Source organism: Shewanella sp. SM68 (genome assembly GCF_025653925.1).
Classification (GTDB): domain Bacteria; phylum Pseudomonadota; class Gammaproteobacteria; order Enterobacterales; family Shewanellaceae; genus Shewanella; species Shewanella oncorhynchi.
The window spans coordinates 70,107-85,907 of record NZ_JAKKRU010000007.1 but is presented as its reverse complement, the minus strand read 5'-3'; the positions used below and the strand labels follow the sequence as shown (position 1 = coordinate 85,907).

The following is a 15,801-nucleotide window of genomic DNA, read 5'->3' as shown; positions in this document are numbered from 1 at the left end:
AATCAAATTTGATTGAAACAGAATCTGCCTTACAATTTGTTGCTCACTAGCATCATAAAAATTTGTAGTAACAAAATGCAATTTTTCATAATTCATCTAGTGTCGGATCAAATGACAATTCACTTTTCAAATTGAGCACTCTTTTAGGGAGGGGAACATTATTATTGCACAACGCAACATTTTCGCGCTTCAATATGTGAGCTGCAACAACCGCATTAACTTCCAATATTAAGCAGCCATTAGACATACCATACATCAGCTCAATTGCTCGTCTATTTATTACTGACGGATGAGGCTCAAATGCAAGTTCAACAATAGTGTTCCACATTGTATCTACAGGTATGTCTGACATTGAAATTGGTCGTGTAGACTGCGCCACCGAGTTCATTCTAGACAGCGAAAAATCTAAAAATTGAGACACAGAAAAATCGTAAGCTCGCACATACCAACCACAATAACCATGAAAAATTGCGAATGGAACAATTTCAGTGGCCATTGAACCAGCATTCAAGCACTCATACTCAATCTCGACAACACTGTGACTAACAATTGCTCGGTTAACGGCTGCCGTGACTTCCATATCTGGATACAATAGCCAGTTATCAAACATGAACTTAGACGTATTCTGGCTGGCTCGTGAGTACGTTGACTCCTGCAAAGAAAAACGCGCTAGGTTAGCCAGTGATTTTTGAGGGGTATGCACAAACAAAGCAGTGAATTTATCAGTTCGATAGAACGCTTTGTCCTGATGCCTCATCTCCAAGTTATCAGATGCTATTTGGCGATACAGGGCAATATCTCTAGTGCAACTGGCTGTAGCCAGTTGCAAACATTTACTCAGCCACTGTCGGCTAACTCTACCATAAAACTCTAATGAAAAATCAATGAACTCCAGACGGTCTTTTTGTGTCAACGGCAGCTCATCAAGTGAGAAAATTTTCAATGGAACCCAACTTTTTTGTTATTTTATAAAAAATATACAGCACAGGTGCTCTAACTGTCATCTTCTTAATATTCCCTGTAACCTTTCTGTAAAATTTATCCCAGCCTGCTGAGCATCCACCAGTTTTCTTGTCATTCGCTTCAAGCCATGTGGATAGTAAGGAGCACGTGTAGGGAAGGTTCTGTCATGTACTTAACAAGCAAGTTACACGGATTCTACCGGTTCAATTTAGGCATGCTCGAAAATAATGATTCATACTAATCGCTGTACCAAGTCTGAATCGAGCATACCTATCACATCAATTTTCAACTCCCATTGAAAAACCGATTTGACTCAACAGATTCAGTGAATTATATGTAATTTGGTGTCGCACTTCGTCAAAAGGCATTGACCAAGCATCACTAAGGAGACTAACTGTAATATCAAAATCCCACGGCATAACAGAGTGACCATTTAACTTCGCAAATGGACCGTCGCTTTCAGAAACGACTTTGTCCTTCGGAAGTCTTTTAGCCAATGCTTTCCCTGATGCAGAATTAAAAGCTGCAGGGCCAATACTGAACCAACAACCTTGCGCTATTGTGGCATTCAACTCTGATATCGTTCCAGTGAACCAATGTAGTACAGGGATTCCGTGGTCTGGATACTCTCGGAGTAGTGTTAATACGTCTGTAACCGCTTGCCTTGAGTGAATGCTGAGTGCTCGTCCACCAATATCATGACATCGCTTTACCGTAGCTGAAAATACTTGCTTCTGCTTCAAGTAGCTAGAGGCGTAACGTTTAGAACCATCTAAACCTATTTCCCCGACAGCAGTTGCACCATCGATCAGCTCTAATAAGAGATCCAACTCTTGGTAACGCTCCTCAACAAGCTCAGGGTGAAGGCCTGGGCTGATCAACATTGCTTCGTGATGTCCAAGCACGGAACTTGTTGCCAGAAAGGCCTTCGGGCTTGTTGTTACTAGCCACGTGAAAGCGTTACGACTCAGAGTTTCGGCATGTATCTCCCTGGCGTTGGGGTAGAGGTCTAAATGACAATGGAAATCGATCAAAGCAACTGGTCCAGAACAAGGACAGCTTCAAGTTCCGCAAGTCCCTGTTGTAGAACTCGACGATAGCGTGGCCGATCCTCAATAGGTGAGAAGGCCAGTGTGCCACCCAAGAATCGATCTAGCCCTCTTTGCTTTGATTCGAGCACAGCAAGAGCGGTTGCCATCGGATCATCAGGGTTACCAGATTTATCGCTGCCCAGTACAGATGGGAAACGATAGTTAGTTGTGTCTGTCCCTGGTCCCCAGGCTAAGAAAGCAGCTCGACGAATCAAGCAAGGTACGCAGCGGCCACAATGTTGACGATTATAAGTCCTGAAGCGTCCACAACTTGTAGAGTCTGAAGCTAGCTCTTTCAATCGCTTCTGGTCAAGGCAGTCGCGCATCATCTCGCCTTTGGTTTTGAAGCGGTAAGGCAAAATAAGCTCTATAGATATTCCAAGTTGGTCGAGCACACCTTGAAGCATATCAATAAAGAGAGGGTGAGTTGTTCGAGTACTCAGGCTTGATACACGGCCGGGGACTAATGGCGGATTGATGCATATAAATCCGTTTTCAGGGATGTAGATCGGAGGCTTCGGGAGATTAACCTTCGTCGAAGCCAACACGGCAAATGCGTAGAAGACCAAAGAGCGAGCTCGAGTGGACGCTTCTCGTGCACCTTTGAAGCTAATACCATGGCTCCATTGATAATGTGAGCCCGTACCTGCCAGCAAACTTGCGTAACGCCGCTGCCGTTCCGAATCTTTATGTGCAAGTTGTGAGACAAACAGAGGGCACCTGCCTTCTGTGACCAAATTAATGCCACCAATCAGGCTATCGAGACCACCTGATAGTAAAGACACGCAATCATTCTGAAGGTAGGCCCCATCTCCCTGAGGCGGCTCAACCCCTGCATCATTAAATATCAGGGTCCAATAGTCGCCGGTTAAAACCTTCAACATTTCTTCAAGACGCGGCTTAAGATGCCCCCATCGTTGAGGATCACAAAGCCCAACGGTGAGTTGGATAGTACGAGTCCATCCATCTGCACTGGTGTTTCTGGGACTAGCTAAGTCGGCACTGCAAACAGCAAGACAAAACTGAACAAAGTCCCAGACCTCCGTTGATGGCTGGAATCCTGCTCGTTTCAATGCTCTAGGCCAGAGGTTGGCAATTGTGCCGACACCATCTCGTTTGGCACTCTTGAAATATGAGAACACTCGCTCGTTTGTTTGAAGTTGTGGCGGAACGCTTTCAACTTTGCAGCACAAAATTTTGTTCATTCGGCAAATACCTGCATGGCGGATTGAAGTACTGACTGTGCCAAACTCTTTGGGTCTGTATGGATGGCTTTTTTTTCTTCCAGAACAACCCGTACTTCCGCCCATACCCATTCCTTTATGTCAGCTCGGCGTAGTTGGATCTGGACTGGATCATGCTTGAGTTTTTCGTAGGTTTGGCCAAGTTGCATATCTATACGCTGACAGATTTGGTTCGAAATCGTCAGTCCGATCACATCGGCAATTTGAGCATCTGTCAGATCAAAAATATCAACATCTGGGTGGTTTTCGTAAAGCTTAGCTAGAGCCTCTGTACCTGCGTCACGCAGAGACTCTTCGTCAATACTGCCAGCTCCTGAGATCACCTCTTTTAAAACTTCAAGCGCCAAGTCAGACGCGGAAAGATTGGCCGACCTACAGTGGGCTACCCAGTCCGTAACCCGTTGGTCAGTGCCATCCCGAGCTGCCGCAAGGAACTGGCCTAGTACACCTGCCCCCCGAGCGGTGCTGCGCATGGTGGAAGCTGCGCGGCTTGCCCCACCCATACCTTTTGACACCATACTCCGAGTTGCATCACGTAGATCGTCTCGGTTGCCATTTCGGAGGTAAGAACCTAGTTTCGAACGTGCGGGACCAAAACGACGGTTCGGTGCTAAGACGCTTTCAGGCACGGGAGTAACATTATTGTCAGGTACATCGCCGGAGCCATTTTGTTCAGAGCCAGGTTGTTCCCCTCCACCACCGACTGAGCTTGGTGCAGTCTGGTCTGGAGTTAGCCATTCAGGGTCAAAAGGAGAGCCTGCACGGCCGCCACTACTTGATGTTGAAGTCCCCATCAGTGTTTCTTCCTTAGATTTTCAATCGCTGCCTTTGTGGGCTTTGATAGTTCGTTTAAATCCGCCCAACGTTCCAAGATCTCTCGTGCCCAGGGCTGAGCTCCTAAGGTTGGTATGATGCCGGGACCAACTTGTTTTAGGGGCGCTTGCTCCAACAGACCGGCAGCTTTCTTCCCTAATACTGGAAAGGTCTTGCAGCACTCAACGAGCATTACGATTTCCTCGTTTCGCCTCCAAGTTCGGGCATTACTGCAACTCTGCCACGCCTTAGTCATCGCGAGTTCTGTCTGGTCAGGACCAACTTTGTTCATGAGATCCGTGAGGGATTGATGTCCGCTTGTTGCGTTTTTCAGTGCGTCACGAAGCTTGCGTGAGTCAGGATTCATATTGTCATCACCAAAGTCACGAGTGCCCGAATCACGGCTCAGGTGCAGCAGTGGACGAAGATCTTCTGTGCCGAGTAGGGGGGGTAATTGAAGCCACTGTCGTGTGAAGGAATTGCTCTTGAAGGGGGGTAGTAAATCCCCTTGTTTAGTGGCAGCGTCTTCTGCGTCAGCAAGGATCTGCACTCGGCCGTCATTGTCGGAATGTACTTGACCAGCGATAGCCTCTGCGAGTGACTCATCACAGCGTTCAAGAAGATGCCACTTCGCCAATGCAGCAATATCTAGCTTGATCCCTTGAGGTGCTGAAAGGGCCTCGCGTAGGTATACCGTATTGAGGAAGCGTTTCATAAGCCGAGGATTGGCATTAACCGCTGACGAGCCATGGAGTAGTGATGCCAATCCTTCAGCAAGGTTCATCAAGCTCCGAAGAGCCTCGTTTGTTCCGACAAGGTCATAGAGAAACTCTTGATTAATCGTTTCGCCTTTCCAACTGTTTCGTAATCTTGCAGGAATGAGCTCAAGTGCTCTTTCAAATTGCTCAAGATTGAGTGAACCGACCTTGGCCTCGCGTTCCAACAGAAGCAGCACCAGATAAGCTTTCGCCTCATTGAGGCCCAGTCTCGGAACATGAAGCGGCACCTGAATGAGCTTGTCAAAATAATTGGTGGCCACATCGCCTGAAATTCCAGCGCCATCGAAATGGACTTTTACTGCGGCCTTTATGAAATCATTGTCTGCCGCAACGACAAAAGCGCTACGACGAATGAACAACAGCAGGCGAATAGATTCGAGTGTTGAAATAGCTGTTTGAGGGAGGCATCGATCTAAGTCGTCAACGAAAATCACCAAAGTGATTTTGAGTTCGGTAAGAAGCTCCTCGAGGGTGTCCCGGAAAGCTTGAATGTGCGCCGGCATGGAGAACGGCTCACTTGGCTTCAGCAAACTTTTGGCTGCGGACACAATACTTTCAGAATCTACTGCTATCTCACTCGGCTTTTCCGGTGAGGAGAAGAAGCCTACAATACTGTTGAAGGTTTTACCTAGCGCTCCTATTGGAATACCGATTGACATTGTCAGTGCGGCCTCACCACTCAACTGGGCAATCCTAAGTAGATTGATGCGACGCCATAGCTCAGTAGCCTTATCCGCGATGGTCTGGTTATCTTTGGCAAGCCGAACAATCTCATCACCTACAATCTGAAGCAGTGCGCTACGAGCTGTCTCGAAATCTTGATACAACCATGGATTGAAAGTGAGGACAACGAATTTGTTGCATAGCTTGTTGCCAGCTTGATCTGCTTCGGGGAGGAGCTTCAGACGAGCTTCAATCATCTTAACCAAAGACGATTTACCAGCCCCCCATCCACCGGAAACACCAATGGAAATAGGCTCACCATCGGCTTGCGTCAGCATGCTTACGCATGCATCAGCAACTACAGCGAAATTCAGGTAATCAATTACTGTCTCGTTGTCATGCCACATCACTTAAAATCCATTTTCTAGGTGAGTGGCAAAAGCAATTTGATTGCCACATATGTTTAAAGTCAAGATAACGGCAGAACAACCGAATTTCAATTAGAAACTTAGTGGTTTACAACTAATGTTGAAATACTTAATTCTATGAACCCAGTTTCAACCAGCTCCTCTCGGAACTCTTTTAGGTTTGAATGAGGCACTGCTAGCCAAAATAAGTTTTTCGCTCTAGTGACAGCGACATAACCAATCCGACCTTCCTCGTCATTTGTACCTGAAAGTAACGATTGGATATTAGCTTTCTTTGCCACAAATAAAACAGCTCCTATGGATTCGCCTTTCACTTGATGAACCGTTTCCACCCTAATTCCGGGGTCATTTTTCTGAGCCGCTATAGCTCCAGTGAGGGGCTCGCTAGTCAACCCAGTTTTCGCCAATTTATTGCCAACAGTACCAATCGGAGATAGCCCATATTGCTTCTCGATGGTCGCGAGAAGAATTTTGATATTATTTTTAAGTTGTGAATGCCACTCTGTTTTAGCGACAAGTTCAGACAATGGCAGTCCTGTTTCGGCATTGCGACAAAAGCACCACAGCAATCTTCTGAGCCCCAGCATCCACGTTTCATGAGGTCCTCCCAGCAAATTTGAGCTTAGCCCATTCGGAGGGTTGTCAAGCAACCCGACGACTGCTTTGCATACAAGCCTATAGCATTCCTGATACTGACCCTGTTGATCTCGCAGCAACGAAGCCTCAGCGAACATTGCTATCGTACCTTGCCCAGGTGGAGCAGTTTTCCCCGCAAGTTTCGCCGCCCGATCTGCCCCTCGACTGAGAATCACGGCATCCTGATGTGACATTCCTAATTCATCGATATGCGCCTTGAATAATTCAAACAGATTGGAAAGCTGTGAGTCCTTATATCCAATGAAATACGCTCCACCTTTTTCGTTTTGCCTATCTGGTTTATCATGACGGCCGCAGAGTGAGTTGGCTATATTAATTATCGAAGGAAGGGAGCGATAGTTGCGAGTGAGTTTGTAGCCCGTCACATCAGCACGATCCGTATAGGTGTGCAAGAAAGAGCCATCTGCGCCAGAGAAGCCATAGATACCTTGGTTTATATCTCCGATGAGGGAAACTTGGACTCCTGCACCGATTAGCAATTCCAAAATTGCTTGATGTATTGCCCCAAGATCCTGAGACTCATCGACCAGAATCTGGGGATAACGGGCAGCCAGAGCCCGCAGAACAGAAGGTTGATTAACCAAAGTTTGATACACCCAGTATCGGCCAAGTTCATGAGTGTAGGCTCCCGTTCGCCCCAAACGGTTGACAGTATTTCGAGCCTTAACAACATCAAGTTTCTCTATTCGTTGATTGGCATAGCTGAAGAAGAAAATGTTTCCATCCTGTATGCCAACATTGATGTCTTTGATCGGCAGAGGTCTGCCCTCATCAGGCCAATATTGAAAGCTATTAAGGAAAGATTCAGAGCCCAGCACTAAATATGCAGATTGAGTCGCTGCCATCGTCCGGTAAGCATGAGGGCGTAATATGTGCTGAGTGAAAAAACCGTCAAGTGTCGCAACTTCCACGCGCTTACGACTGGCATCGTCAGGGAATACTGAGGCGAGCTGTGTGTATCCCTTGTTAAATGTATTTACCGCAACATTAGAGAAGGACAAAAGCACAACACGCCCACGTTTTTTCCCCATTTTCTGCCGGACAGCGATCAGGCGCCTAATGGCCGTTTCAGTTTTTCCGCTACCAGCGCATGCCGTGACAGCGATAGACGTCAACGGTGCATTTATTACTTCGTTCTGCTCTTCTGAGAGTTTCATGACTTGACCGCGTCTTGGCATACATACCGAATCGCTGCTTTAAGATAATCAGGAACCTCACACCCTGGCGTTTTGCCAATTTGCTCAGCAAAGGCCTGGCCGAATCGCCCCTTTTGTACATTGCTTCTAGTATCTTTGCGTTCGAACATCCCGCAAAACAGCGCTTTAGCCTTCTCAGTGTTGTCTGGTTGAGCATCCACGATCTTACGTAGTGTTTTCGAGATTTGTGGATGTGGATCGGCTAACGCAGTAAGCATTGGGTCGCGGTTCGCTGCAAGCAGTGCCAAGTCGTATTCCAGGGTTTTCACACCGTGGAATACCTTCACAAAAGCATCCTCCGACTTCTTCATCTTGACGGTGTTACCAGACAATTTCACACTATCTCCTAACGATGGATAAACCTCTTTCCTTTTAACTTTTTTCTTCTTAACCGCCTCATCGACCGGTTCTTCCTCTTCAGACGCGTCTGTTTCTTCCAAATACGCAGCTTCGGCAAGCAAATCCTCAATCCCTTCCTCATCCAGCTTGCCTATTGCCGGGACCTCGACCTCTTCTTCTTCGAAGGGGTCGGCATCCGTCACGACAGCGACGGGGATTCGTAGGCCTTTTTCACCAAATAGCGGCAAAAAAGAATCGAAATTGAGCCCCTCGACACTGATCAGGCTGACCCCAAACTTCCGGAGATCAAGTTTCATTAGTTTGGCGAGTGCGTCTACCAACATGAGCTCCGCAGCCCCCTCGACAAAAATCACCCGGCGAGCAAAAAAAAGTTCAGCCCTAGTAACATCCAGATAGCGCTCAAGTTTTTCTCGCTTTCCCTTAGCAAATTTGATCTCGCGAGGGAAGAAAGTCTCCACGCCAGTATCGTTCTCTACCAAGCACACAAGAGATTCGAGTTTTGAATTACTGGCAAAATTAGGTGAGTGGCTGGTGACAAACAGTTGCACAGGTTTTTCACCCTCACTTGTAGGCACACCTGCGAGGTAATTTAATAGAACGCGTTGCAATTGGGGATGCAAATGTGCTTCCGGTTCCTCGACAATCAAGCTCCGGTAAGCCGCGTCAGGATTCTTGGCCAACTCGCTAAGCACTACCGCCATGTAAATCAGATTGTTGAAGCCCAACCCATTGTGCTCTATTTCCAAAGAGTCAACCGTAAGTGCAAGCCGAGCAGAAAGCCGCTGAAAATCCGTGGTGCAGAGACCAACAGCAAGTTCCTGCGCCAATTGTTCGCCCATCATTGAGCTATGCCGAGAAGATATTGCGGTATGGGTGTTTTGGATGGATGGATTCTGTTGAAGCGTTTCGTCAAGCTCCTTCAACGCCAAATTGATAGCTTCGCGCCCCTTGTCATCGGTAAGCAAATGAAGCAACCGAGATAGCTGACTATTACGGCTAGGCCGAAGCCCCTGTGCAGCATCCCGTAGAGGTTGCAGATATACACCCCTAAGGTTTTCCATCATATCTGAGGTAAGCGAAATATCTTGATGATCGCCGCACCAACGTTTCACTCTGAAGCGTCCCGTCTGATCCAAATCGGTGTAGCGGACATGGATATGCGCTTCCATGGTATGATCATCGCACGGCTTAAGAGCAGCAATGAAATCCGCCTCATCTTCGAGGCTCAGATCTCTAAATACAAAATGGAAGTTGATATCGCCACTAGGCTCTCCCTCGACTGGTCGATGTCGGTCAGAGATATCGAGCCGAGGGTAGAGTTCATCATGTCCTGCAAGAAGAGTCCTGAGAGCATCTACTACAGCGCTTTTGCCCACGTTATTTGGACCGACCAATACATTCAAACCAGGCTGAAATTTCAGCTTGGCCTCACGCAATTTTCGAAAATTCTTAATCGTGAGCTCAGCGAGATACATGAAGGTCCCTTTCCTAGTTATTATTGTCGATTGCAATCACTACAACTTTAATAGTATCGATAATGCAAGGCTAGCCTTAATTGCGGCCATTCGTTTTTTCATCAAGCAAGGTTCGTTAGTCTGTAATCAACAAAGTAACCATGCCATCTAACCGCTCTTTGGTTTTTCCCCATTGCGGCATAACCTGGTTCATTAAACGATAGAACCGTTCGCTGTGGTTGTGCTCGGCGATGTGGCAAAGCTCGTGCAATATCACGTAATCAATACAATCGCGTGGCGCTTTGACAAGGTGGGGATTTAAGGTAATTCTGCCACTTGGAGAGCAGCTGCCCCATTGGGTTTGCATAGTCAGGGTGCGAAGATGTGGCCGGTCGTTGACCCAAAGGGTTTGTTCTAACATGGCATCTAACCGCTTGCTAAATAACTCTTTAGCTCGTGTTTTATACCAGTCGCTGAGCAACTCTTTCACTTTGCCAGAGCTTTTCGCCCGTACCGTCACCTCTATCTTGCCGCGCAGTAACTTCACGCCTTGAACCTGATCAGGTGCTTCAACAACTTTGAGCAGGTACTGCTTACCCAAGTAGTAATGGCTCTCACCGCTGATATACTGGCGTGGTGTTGTATGTTCAAGCTGCTTTTTAAAATCACGTAATTGTTCGTAGATCCAACGGCCACGCTTTTTAACGGCTGATAGTACAGAATCATTGCTGGCTTCAGCAGGTGCTGATACCACAACACGGCAATCCGGATGCACTTTAATCAGTACTTTTCCTGCAGTTTGAGACCGAAGCACTCGCTCTATGCTGATTAATTCATCACCATAGTAAAATGCGAGTGATTCTGAAGCTGGCCGAATTGGGACGTTCATTTTAATTAAGACCCACTCAACCCAACGCGTGTAATTTGCACTATCATCTCGACGATTTTCTTCGCTTGGTCCATACCACCGCCAATCGCTTTGCATTCCTGAAACATGCGAGGAAGGAGCTTTTTCCGGATATCAGCTTCAATGTTCTGCGGATTAATCGAATTTTCTGCAACCGAAGTGGTCACTGATTCGTCAATTTCAAAGGCTAATTTGACCCACTTGTCTTGAACCTGCTGATCTTGAATGGCGAACGCTTCCGGCAATATCTTCTTAAAGACACCAAAGTAAGCCTGAGCATGGTGGTTTCCGCTGAAAGTATCAGGGATATCGCTGAGTCGGCGCTCTTTAACCTGTTCTTCAAATTCGCGGAACAACATGTATTGCTTCAGTGGGTGATCGAACAGTTTGGCAGCTTCTTCGATAGCTTGGCGTAGTAGTTTCGAAAAGGCCTCTTGCGCGTAAGGGTCGTCTCGTAACTCTTGCTCAATCATTCGAGTTACCCGAGTTTTGATAATATCCGTTTCGTTACGGGTTTTATCTTCGTTCCAATCCTCTGGCTCAGGCTTTTGACCCATTTTGCCGACTTCATACACGCCACCAGGTTCTTTCACTTCAACACCAACGACGTGTTTATCCAGCAGCTTTTTCACTTGTTCGGCGTACTGGTCGTAATCCACTTTTTCACCAGCATCCTGCTGAACTAATTGGCGCAAGCTGGAGAATTGTTTCACCGTTTCTTTGTAATGGCGCCGGTCATCATCGCTAAAACTTTTGTCTTCAAAGAAGGTGGCAGATTGCAATGCGACTTTTAGGCAACTGGCAAAAGCAGTCAGTGCTTCGTAGAAGTCTTCCCGAACTTTCAGGTTTACATCAACCAACTCACCATGCCGGTCTTCAATCTTAGGGATCAGAACTTGGCGTAGTTGCTCGATGTCGTTCTTGTTTTTAACGCCATCAAAAATGGTCCATAGGTGTTTATAGAGCTGAGGTAAGCGTTTGTACTCAGTACTCATTTGGCTGTAGAGACCCGCAATATCGTTAATGTCGTAACCGCCTTGAGTACGGGAGGCTAAATCCTGATATTTCTGAATAGTGGTATCAAGTTCACTAAGAATGCCACGGTAATCGATGAGCAAGCCGAACTTTTTCAGCGGATGTAGGCGGTTCACTCGAGCAATGGCCTGGATCAGATTGTGCTCTTTTAGTGGCTTATCGATGTATAACACGGCGTTTTTTGGTTCGTCAAAACCGGTCAGTAGTTTGTCGACAACAATCAGCATTTTTAACGAGTCATCTTTGTCGAAGCGTTCAATCAGATGCTTGGTATACGTTTGTTCATCCTGATTACCGACATTGGCTTTCCACCATTGCGTGACTTCCGGAGCTGCCATTTCATCGACGTCGGTATTGCCTTCACGGGTATCTGGCGGGCTCATCACGACAGCCGATTCAAACAAACCGGCTTCATCTAAATACTTTTTGTATTTAATAGCTGATGCTTTACTGTCACATGCCAGTTGGCCTTTCAGGCCTTCTTCAATGTTTTTATCAAAGTGGTTGGCAATATCAAGCGCTATCAAGCGGATACGGTCTTCTGCTCCGTATACCTGGCCTTTTTTGGCAAACTTGCGCTTTAAGTCGGCTTTTTGCTCGTCAGAAAGCCCAGCAGTAATGCGCTCAAACCAGCTATCAATAGCGCGTTCGTTCACATCTAAATCAGGGATGCGCTCTTCGTATAAGAGCGGGGTAACTGTCTGGTCTTCGACCGCCCGTTGCATGGTGTAGGCGTGCACAATAGGACCAAATTTATTGGTCGTTTTGTCGTCTTTAAGGAGTGGCGTTCCAGTAAATGCCACAAATGCCGCATTCGGTAATGCTTGCTTCATGCGAATATGGTTTTCACCGCCTTGGCTACGATGGCCTTCGTCGATCAACACAATAATATCCGCACTGGTATTGATGCATACTGGCAATTTTGTGGCGCTATTAAACTTCTGGATCAGCGAGAAGATAATACGCTCAGTGCCAGTACCAATCTGTTCTGCAAGGCGTTTACCCGAGGTAGCCATTGCCGCTTCTTTGTCTTTCTTCGCGGCCAGCTCACCGCCAGAGGCAAAGGTTTTACTGAGCTGGGTTTCCAAGTCTACACGGTCAGTCACCACTACAATTCGGCATTGTTTCAAGCTGTCGTGCAAGATCAGCGCTTTGCTTAAAAACACCATAGTAAATGACTTGCCAGAACCAGTCGTGTGCCAAATCACACCGCCTTCACGGCCACCAGAACTGCTGCGGGTATTAATACGTTCAATAAGTCGCTTGATGCCAAACACCTGCTGATAACGCGCAACAATCTTTCCCGCCTTTTTATCAAACAAGGTGAAATAGCGCGTCATTTCGAGCAAGCGTGCAGGGCTTAATAAGCTGATCAGCAACTGGTCTTGGCCTGTGACCGCTAGCTCTCCACCAGCCAACAAGCCTTGATACCAGTCCAAATCTGCTGCAGGCCGGTGGCTAAACAAAGTTCCTAATTGCTGTTGTGTCAGCTTTTTATTTTTTAGGGTATACATCTCAGCATCAGAGATGTCTTCTTCGCGCCACGCCGCCCAGAACTTCTGTGGTGTACCACAGGTGCCGTAACGCCCTTCATTGCCATTTATAGAAAGCAACAGCTGGCTGTAGGCAAAGAGCAGAGGGATCTCGTCATGGCGCTGGTTACGTAGGCTCTGTGAAATCCCTTCGTCAATAGTTGGGCCTTTTTTTGACCCTTTAGAGGCGTAACCATCGGGGCGTTTGGCCTCAATCACCACCAACGGAATACCGTTCACAAAGCAGACAATATCTGGCCTACGGCTCTCAATGCCACCGGCTTTGGTCACTGAAAACTCTTCAGTAAACACAAAACTGTTATTCGCTGGGGTCTGCCAATCAATCAGTGAAATAGTCGGATTTGCTTTTTTGCCATCGACAAACTCTGTGACCGAAATGCCATACAACAGATGGTTGTACAAGCGCTCATTCGCATTCAGCAACCCCTCATTAAGGGCAGGGCTACATACTTCAGCAACTAGGTTATCGATAGCTTTATCAGACAAAGGGTAAGTTTTACCGGCAAAGGTAAAGCGGCGTTTTTGCAATTCGCTCCGCAAAATTTGCCGTAGGACTACTTCATCTTGTTTACTACTGCGAGCGGCCAGTGCTTCGTCAGGAGATAAAAACGACCACCCAAGGTTAGTCATTAACGCCAGTGCAGGGAGCTTTGCACTGTATTCTTCCTGAAATTTTGGGAGATTAGACGTCATTTTTGTTCACTTTTGTCAGCTGGCTGTAGTGGACTTGTTTGTACCTGAGGACTATCCGGAGTACATGGCTTGCACAATGTTTTTATGCAAGGTGCAATTAAAATCGCGGACATCAGAACTAGCACAAACATAAATGACAAAGGGATTTTATCCCTTAAAAAATGGAATTTAAGCTGCTCATCTATCCAGTCAATTTGATGTTCCCAGAAAAATTTATAATGAGCGTACCAATTGCTAAACATAATTTGCTTGGAGATTGAGTTGTCATAAAACTGGTTTTCTATTTCGGTTAACCGCTTTTGGTACTCTGAAAGCGGTGCGTCGTCGGGAGACCCTTTAACTTCAAGATAAAGCGCTTTTAGCTCGTTGAAGTCTTTTGTCAGTGCGCTGCCCGATTTCTCATACTCTGCTTTTTTGTGGTCGCTCAAATTGATATATAGCCCGACAATACCCAAGACAATAAATGTCGCGGATATTAACTCGGCTGAAAGGCTTTTTATAACCAGAGCATATACGCCTACAGCCATAGAAATAAAACTTATAAAACCTGGTGTTTTCTCAATAATGTCGTAAGTCGCAAAGTGCTTTTTGGCACCGAAGCCGACGTCATAACCTTTTTGGGCAATGCTTTTTAGTAAGTCAGACTTGTTCATTTAGGCCTCACAAAATCGGAACTTGAATTTGATCACGGGCAACAACAACGCCACTTTGAATGGCATAACACTCAACCAAGTGAACGCCTGCAAAGTCAGCAGTCTCTTTTCTGGATGTTGCTTCGTAGTTGGGAATGTCAATTTGACCTCTGATACAGTCTCTTTTTTCTGCTTCATCACCTTTATTAAGGATCTTCCATTTAACAGAGAAATGGCCTTTCAAATCGTGTTCTGTGATCCTAAAAATCAACTGTTTGTTGTTACTGATATTAAAGCCCTGAGCTAGCATGGCTCGCAGACTACGGGGCAGTCCCTGATTTTGATAAACAGTACAATCGATCTTGATATTGCTCCGAATATCCACTGGATACTGGTCTTCAATAAATTCCTCGGTGTTGCGAAATGCTCTCAGAGCTTTTGATACTGATTCTTGAACAACCGCAGCTTTCGGGAAGTTTCTACCAAAAACTTTCCGCCATTTTTTATTGGCACTATCTTGCCCTTCGGCTTTAATGGCCTCTAAGCAGGTGTCATAAGCCTCTTTTGCCTGTTTTTGAAATTTCTTTTTAACTTTTACATCTTGGTTGCTTCCTGGCGCCTGATAATGATCTTTGTCAGATTCATCGGCCAAATATTTAAAAAAATCGCGGCTCAAAAAGTCAAAATATAGATAACTTCTATCATCATAGTAAGTTGTTGATTTCATGAAGTTATATGCAAGGGTATCGATTAACAGTCCTCCCATTCCGACACCATGCCTGTTCTTCCATGCTCGTGCCATTTTGCATAACAGCCGCAAATTTTTGTTCTTTTTGTCGTTCAGATCCTTGATGGCATCCATTTCCTGACGTGGTTTAGTGTTTTTCCAACTGCCACCGTTATAGGTATCTGGGTAATGAAAATAGCTATTCCCGTCTTCGTCTGTTTTTTCAAAAACAGGCTGAACTTCGATATGGAAATTTGTGTAAGTCACTGTAACGACAAGCCTGTCTACACGGACATCCGTGTTTGGATATCTTGCTAAGATGGCGTTTTTCACATCTATTAGCAGCTGAGATTGCTTTCCGTCTTTATAGGTGTCCCACTGAGTTTTAGGCATGATATAGAGCATATCTAAATCAGAAATACCCTTGATACCGGTATATCGCCCATAAGATCCAACCTGCAAGGTATTGGCTGTATCAGACTCAGTGTCACGAAATTTTTTATTCAAACTTTTCGTAATTTCGCCATAACGCAGAGAAATTTGAGCGTAGTTATCTACCTTCAGATTGTTCAGAAAGTCCTTAAACATATCAGCTACTGACATCGC

Annotated in this window: 11 protein-coding genes; all 11 read right to left on the bottom strand. The window is 46.1% G+C overall.

Features of this window, described 5'->3' with window-relative positions; all coding sequences use genetic code 11:
- Window positions 1-85: 85 nt before the first annotated feature.
- Complete coding sequence (locus L5M40_RS12845; RefSeq protein ID WP_172589579.1) at window positions 86-943, bottom strand: WYL domain-containing protein; 858 nt, start codon at window positions 941-943, stop codon at window positions 86-88.
- A gap of 298 nt (window positions 944-1,241) precedes the next feature.
- A complete protein-coding gene (qatD, locus tag L5M40_RS12840; protein ID WP_263256740.1) occupies window positions 1,242-1,997 on the bottom strand; it encodes a Qat anti-phage system TatD family nuclease QatD in 756 nt (251 codons plus the stop codon).
- On the bottom strand, window positions 1,994-3,259 hold the full coding sequence (gene qatC, locus L5M40_RS12835; RefSeq protein ID WP_263256738.1) for a Qat anti-phage system QueC-like protein QatC: 1,266 nt from the start codon (window positions 3,257-3,259) through the stop codon (window positions 1,994-1,996). Before qatC ends, qatD begins: the two co-directional genes overlap by 4 nt.
- A complete protein-coding gene (locus L5M40_RS12830) occupies window positions 3,256-4,092 on the bottom strand; it encodes a hypothetical protein (protein ID WP_263256736.1) in 837 nt (278 codons plus the stop codon). Before L5M40_RS12830 ends, qatC begins: the two co-directional genes overlap by 4 nt.
- A complete protein-coding gene (locus tag L5M40_RS12825; protein WP_263256763.1) occupies window positions 4,092-5,960 on the bottom strand; it encodes a P-loop NTPase fold protein in 1,869 nt (622 codons plus the stop codon). Before L5M40_RS12825 ends, L5M40_RS12830 begins: the two co-directional genes overlap by 1 nt.
- A 101-nt stretch (window positions 5,961-6,061) precedes the next feature.
- The gene (locus L5M40_RS12820; RefSeq protein ID WP_263256734.1) at window positions 6,062-7,795 is read right to left on the bottom strand and encodes a UvrD-helicase domain-containing protein; all 1,734 of its coding nucleotides are present in this window, start codon (window positions 7,793-7,795) and stop codon (window positions 6,062-6,064) included.
- Window positions 7,792-9,669, bottom strand: coding sequence for an ATP-dependent nuclease (locus tag L5M40_RS12815; protein WP_263256733.1), 1,878 nt, complete (start codon window positions 9,667-9,669; stop codon window positions 7,792-7,794). Before L5M40_RS12815 ends, L5M40_RS12820 begins: the two co-directional genes overlap by 4 nt.
- Window positions 9,670-9,784: 115 nt before the next feature.
- Window positions 9,785-10,537 carry a M48 family metallopeptidase gene (locus L5M40_RS12810; protein WP_263256731.1) on the bottom strand — a complete coding sequence of 251 codons (753 nt, stop codon included), beginning with the start codon at window positions 10,535-10,537 and terminating at the stop codon, window positions 9,785-9,787.
- 5 nt (window positions 10,538-10,542) lie between these two features.
- Window positions 10,543-13,836: a type I restriction endonuclease subunit R gene (locus tag L5M40_RS12805; RefSeq protein ID WP_263256729.1), complete on the bottom strand. Its 3,294-nt coding sequence runs from the start codon at window positions 13,834-13,836 to the stop codon at window positions 10,543-10,545.
- Window positions 13,833-14,489 (bottom strand): SLATT domain-containing protein, encoded by a 657-nt coding sequence (locus L5M40_RS12800; RefSeq protein WP_263256727.1) that lies wholly within the window; start codon window positions 14,487-14,489, stop codon window positions 13,833-13,835. The genes L5M40_RS12805 and L5M40_RS12800 overlap by 4 nt, the downstream gene beginning before the upstream one ends.
- Before the next feature lie 7 nt (window positions 14,490-14,496).
- The gene (locus tag L5M40_RS12795) at window positions 14,497-15,798 is read right to left on the bottom strand and encodes an SMODS domain-containing nucleotidyltransferase (RefSeq protein ID WP_263256725.1); all 1,302 of its coding nucleotides are present in this window, start codon (window positions 15,796-15,798) and stop codon (window positions 14,497-14,499) included.
- Between the last annotated feature and the right edge of the window lie 3 nt (window positions 15,799-15,801).

Excerpts from the sequence above, each read along its gene's own strand:
- L5M40_RS12795 (WP_263256725.1), bottom strand. The coding sequence starts at position 15,798 with ATGTCAGTAGCTGATATGTTTAAGGACTTTCTGAACAATCTGAAGGTA.
- L5M40_RS12820 (WP_263256734.1), bottom strand. The coding sequence starts at position 7,795 with ATGAAACTCTCAGAAGAGCAGAACGAAGTAATAAATGCACCGTTGACG.
- L5M40_RS12815 (WP_263256733.1), bottom strand. The coding sequence starts at position 9,669 with ATGTATCTCGCTGAGCTCACGATTAAGAATTTTCGAAAATTGCGTGAG.
- qatC (WP_263256738.1), bottom strand. The coding sequence starts at position 3,259 with ATGAACAAAATTTTGTGCTGCAAAGTTGAAAGCGTTCCGCCACAACTT.
- L5M40_RS12805 (WP_263256729.1), bottom strand. The coding sequence starts at position 13,836 with ATGACGTCTAATCTCCCAAAATTTCAGGAAGAATACAGTGCAAAGCTC.
- L5M40_RS12810 (WP_263256731.1), bottom strand. The coding sequence starts at position 10,537 with ATGAACGTCCCAATTCGGCCAGCTTCAGAATCACTCGCATTTTACTAT.
- L5M40_RS12800 (WP_263256727.1), bottom strand. The coding sequence starts at position 14,489 with ATGAACAAGTCTGACTTACTAAAAAGCATTGCCCAAAAAGGTTATGAC.
- L5M40_RS12830 (WP_263256736.1), bottom strand. The coding sequence starts at position 4,092 with ATGGGGACTTCAACATCAAGTAGTGGCGGCCGTGCAGGCTCTCCTTTT.
- L5M40_RS12825 (WP_263256763.1), bottom strand. The coding sequence starts at position 5,960 with ATGTGGCATGACAACGAGACAGTAATTGATTACCTGAATTTCGCTGTA.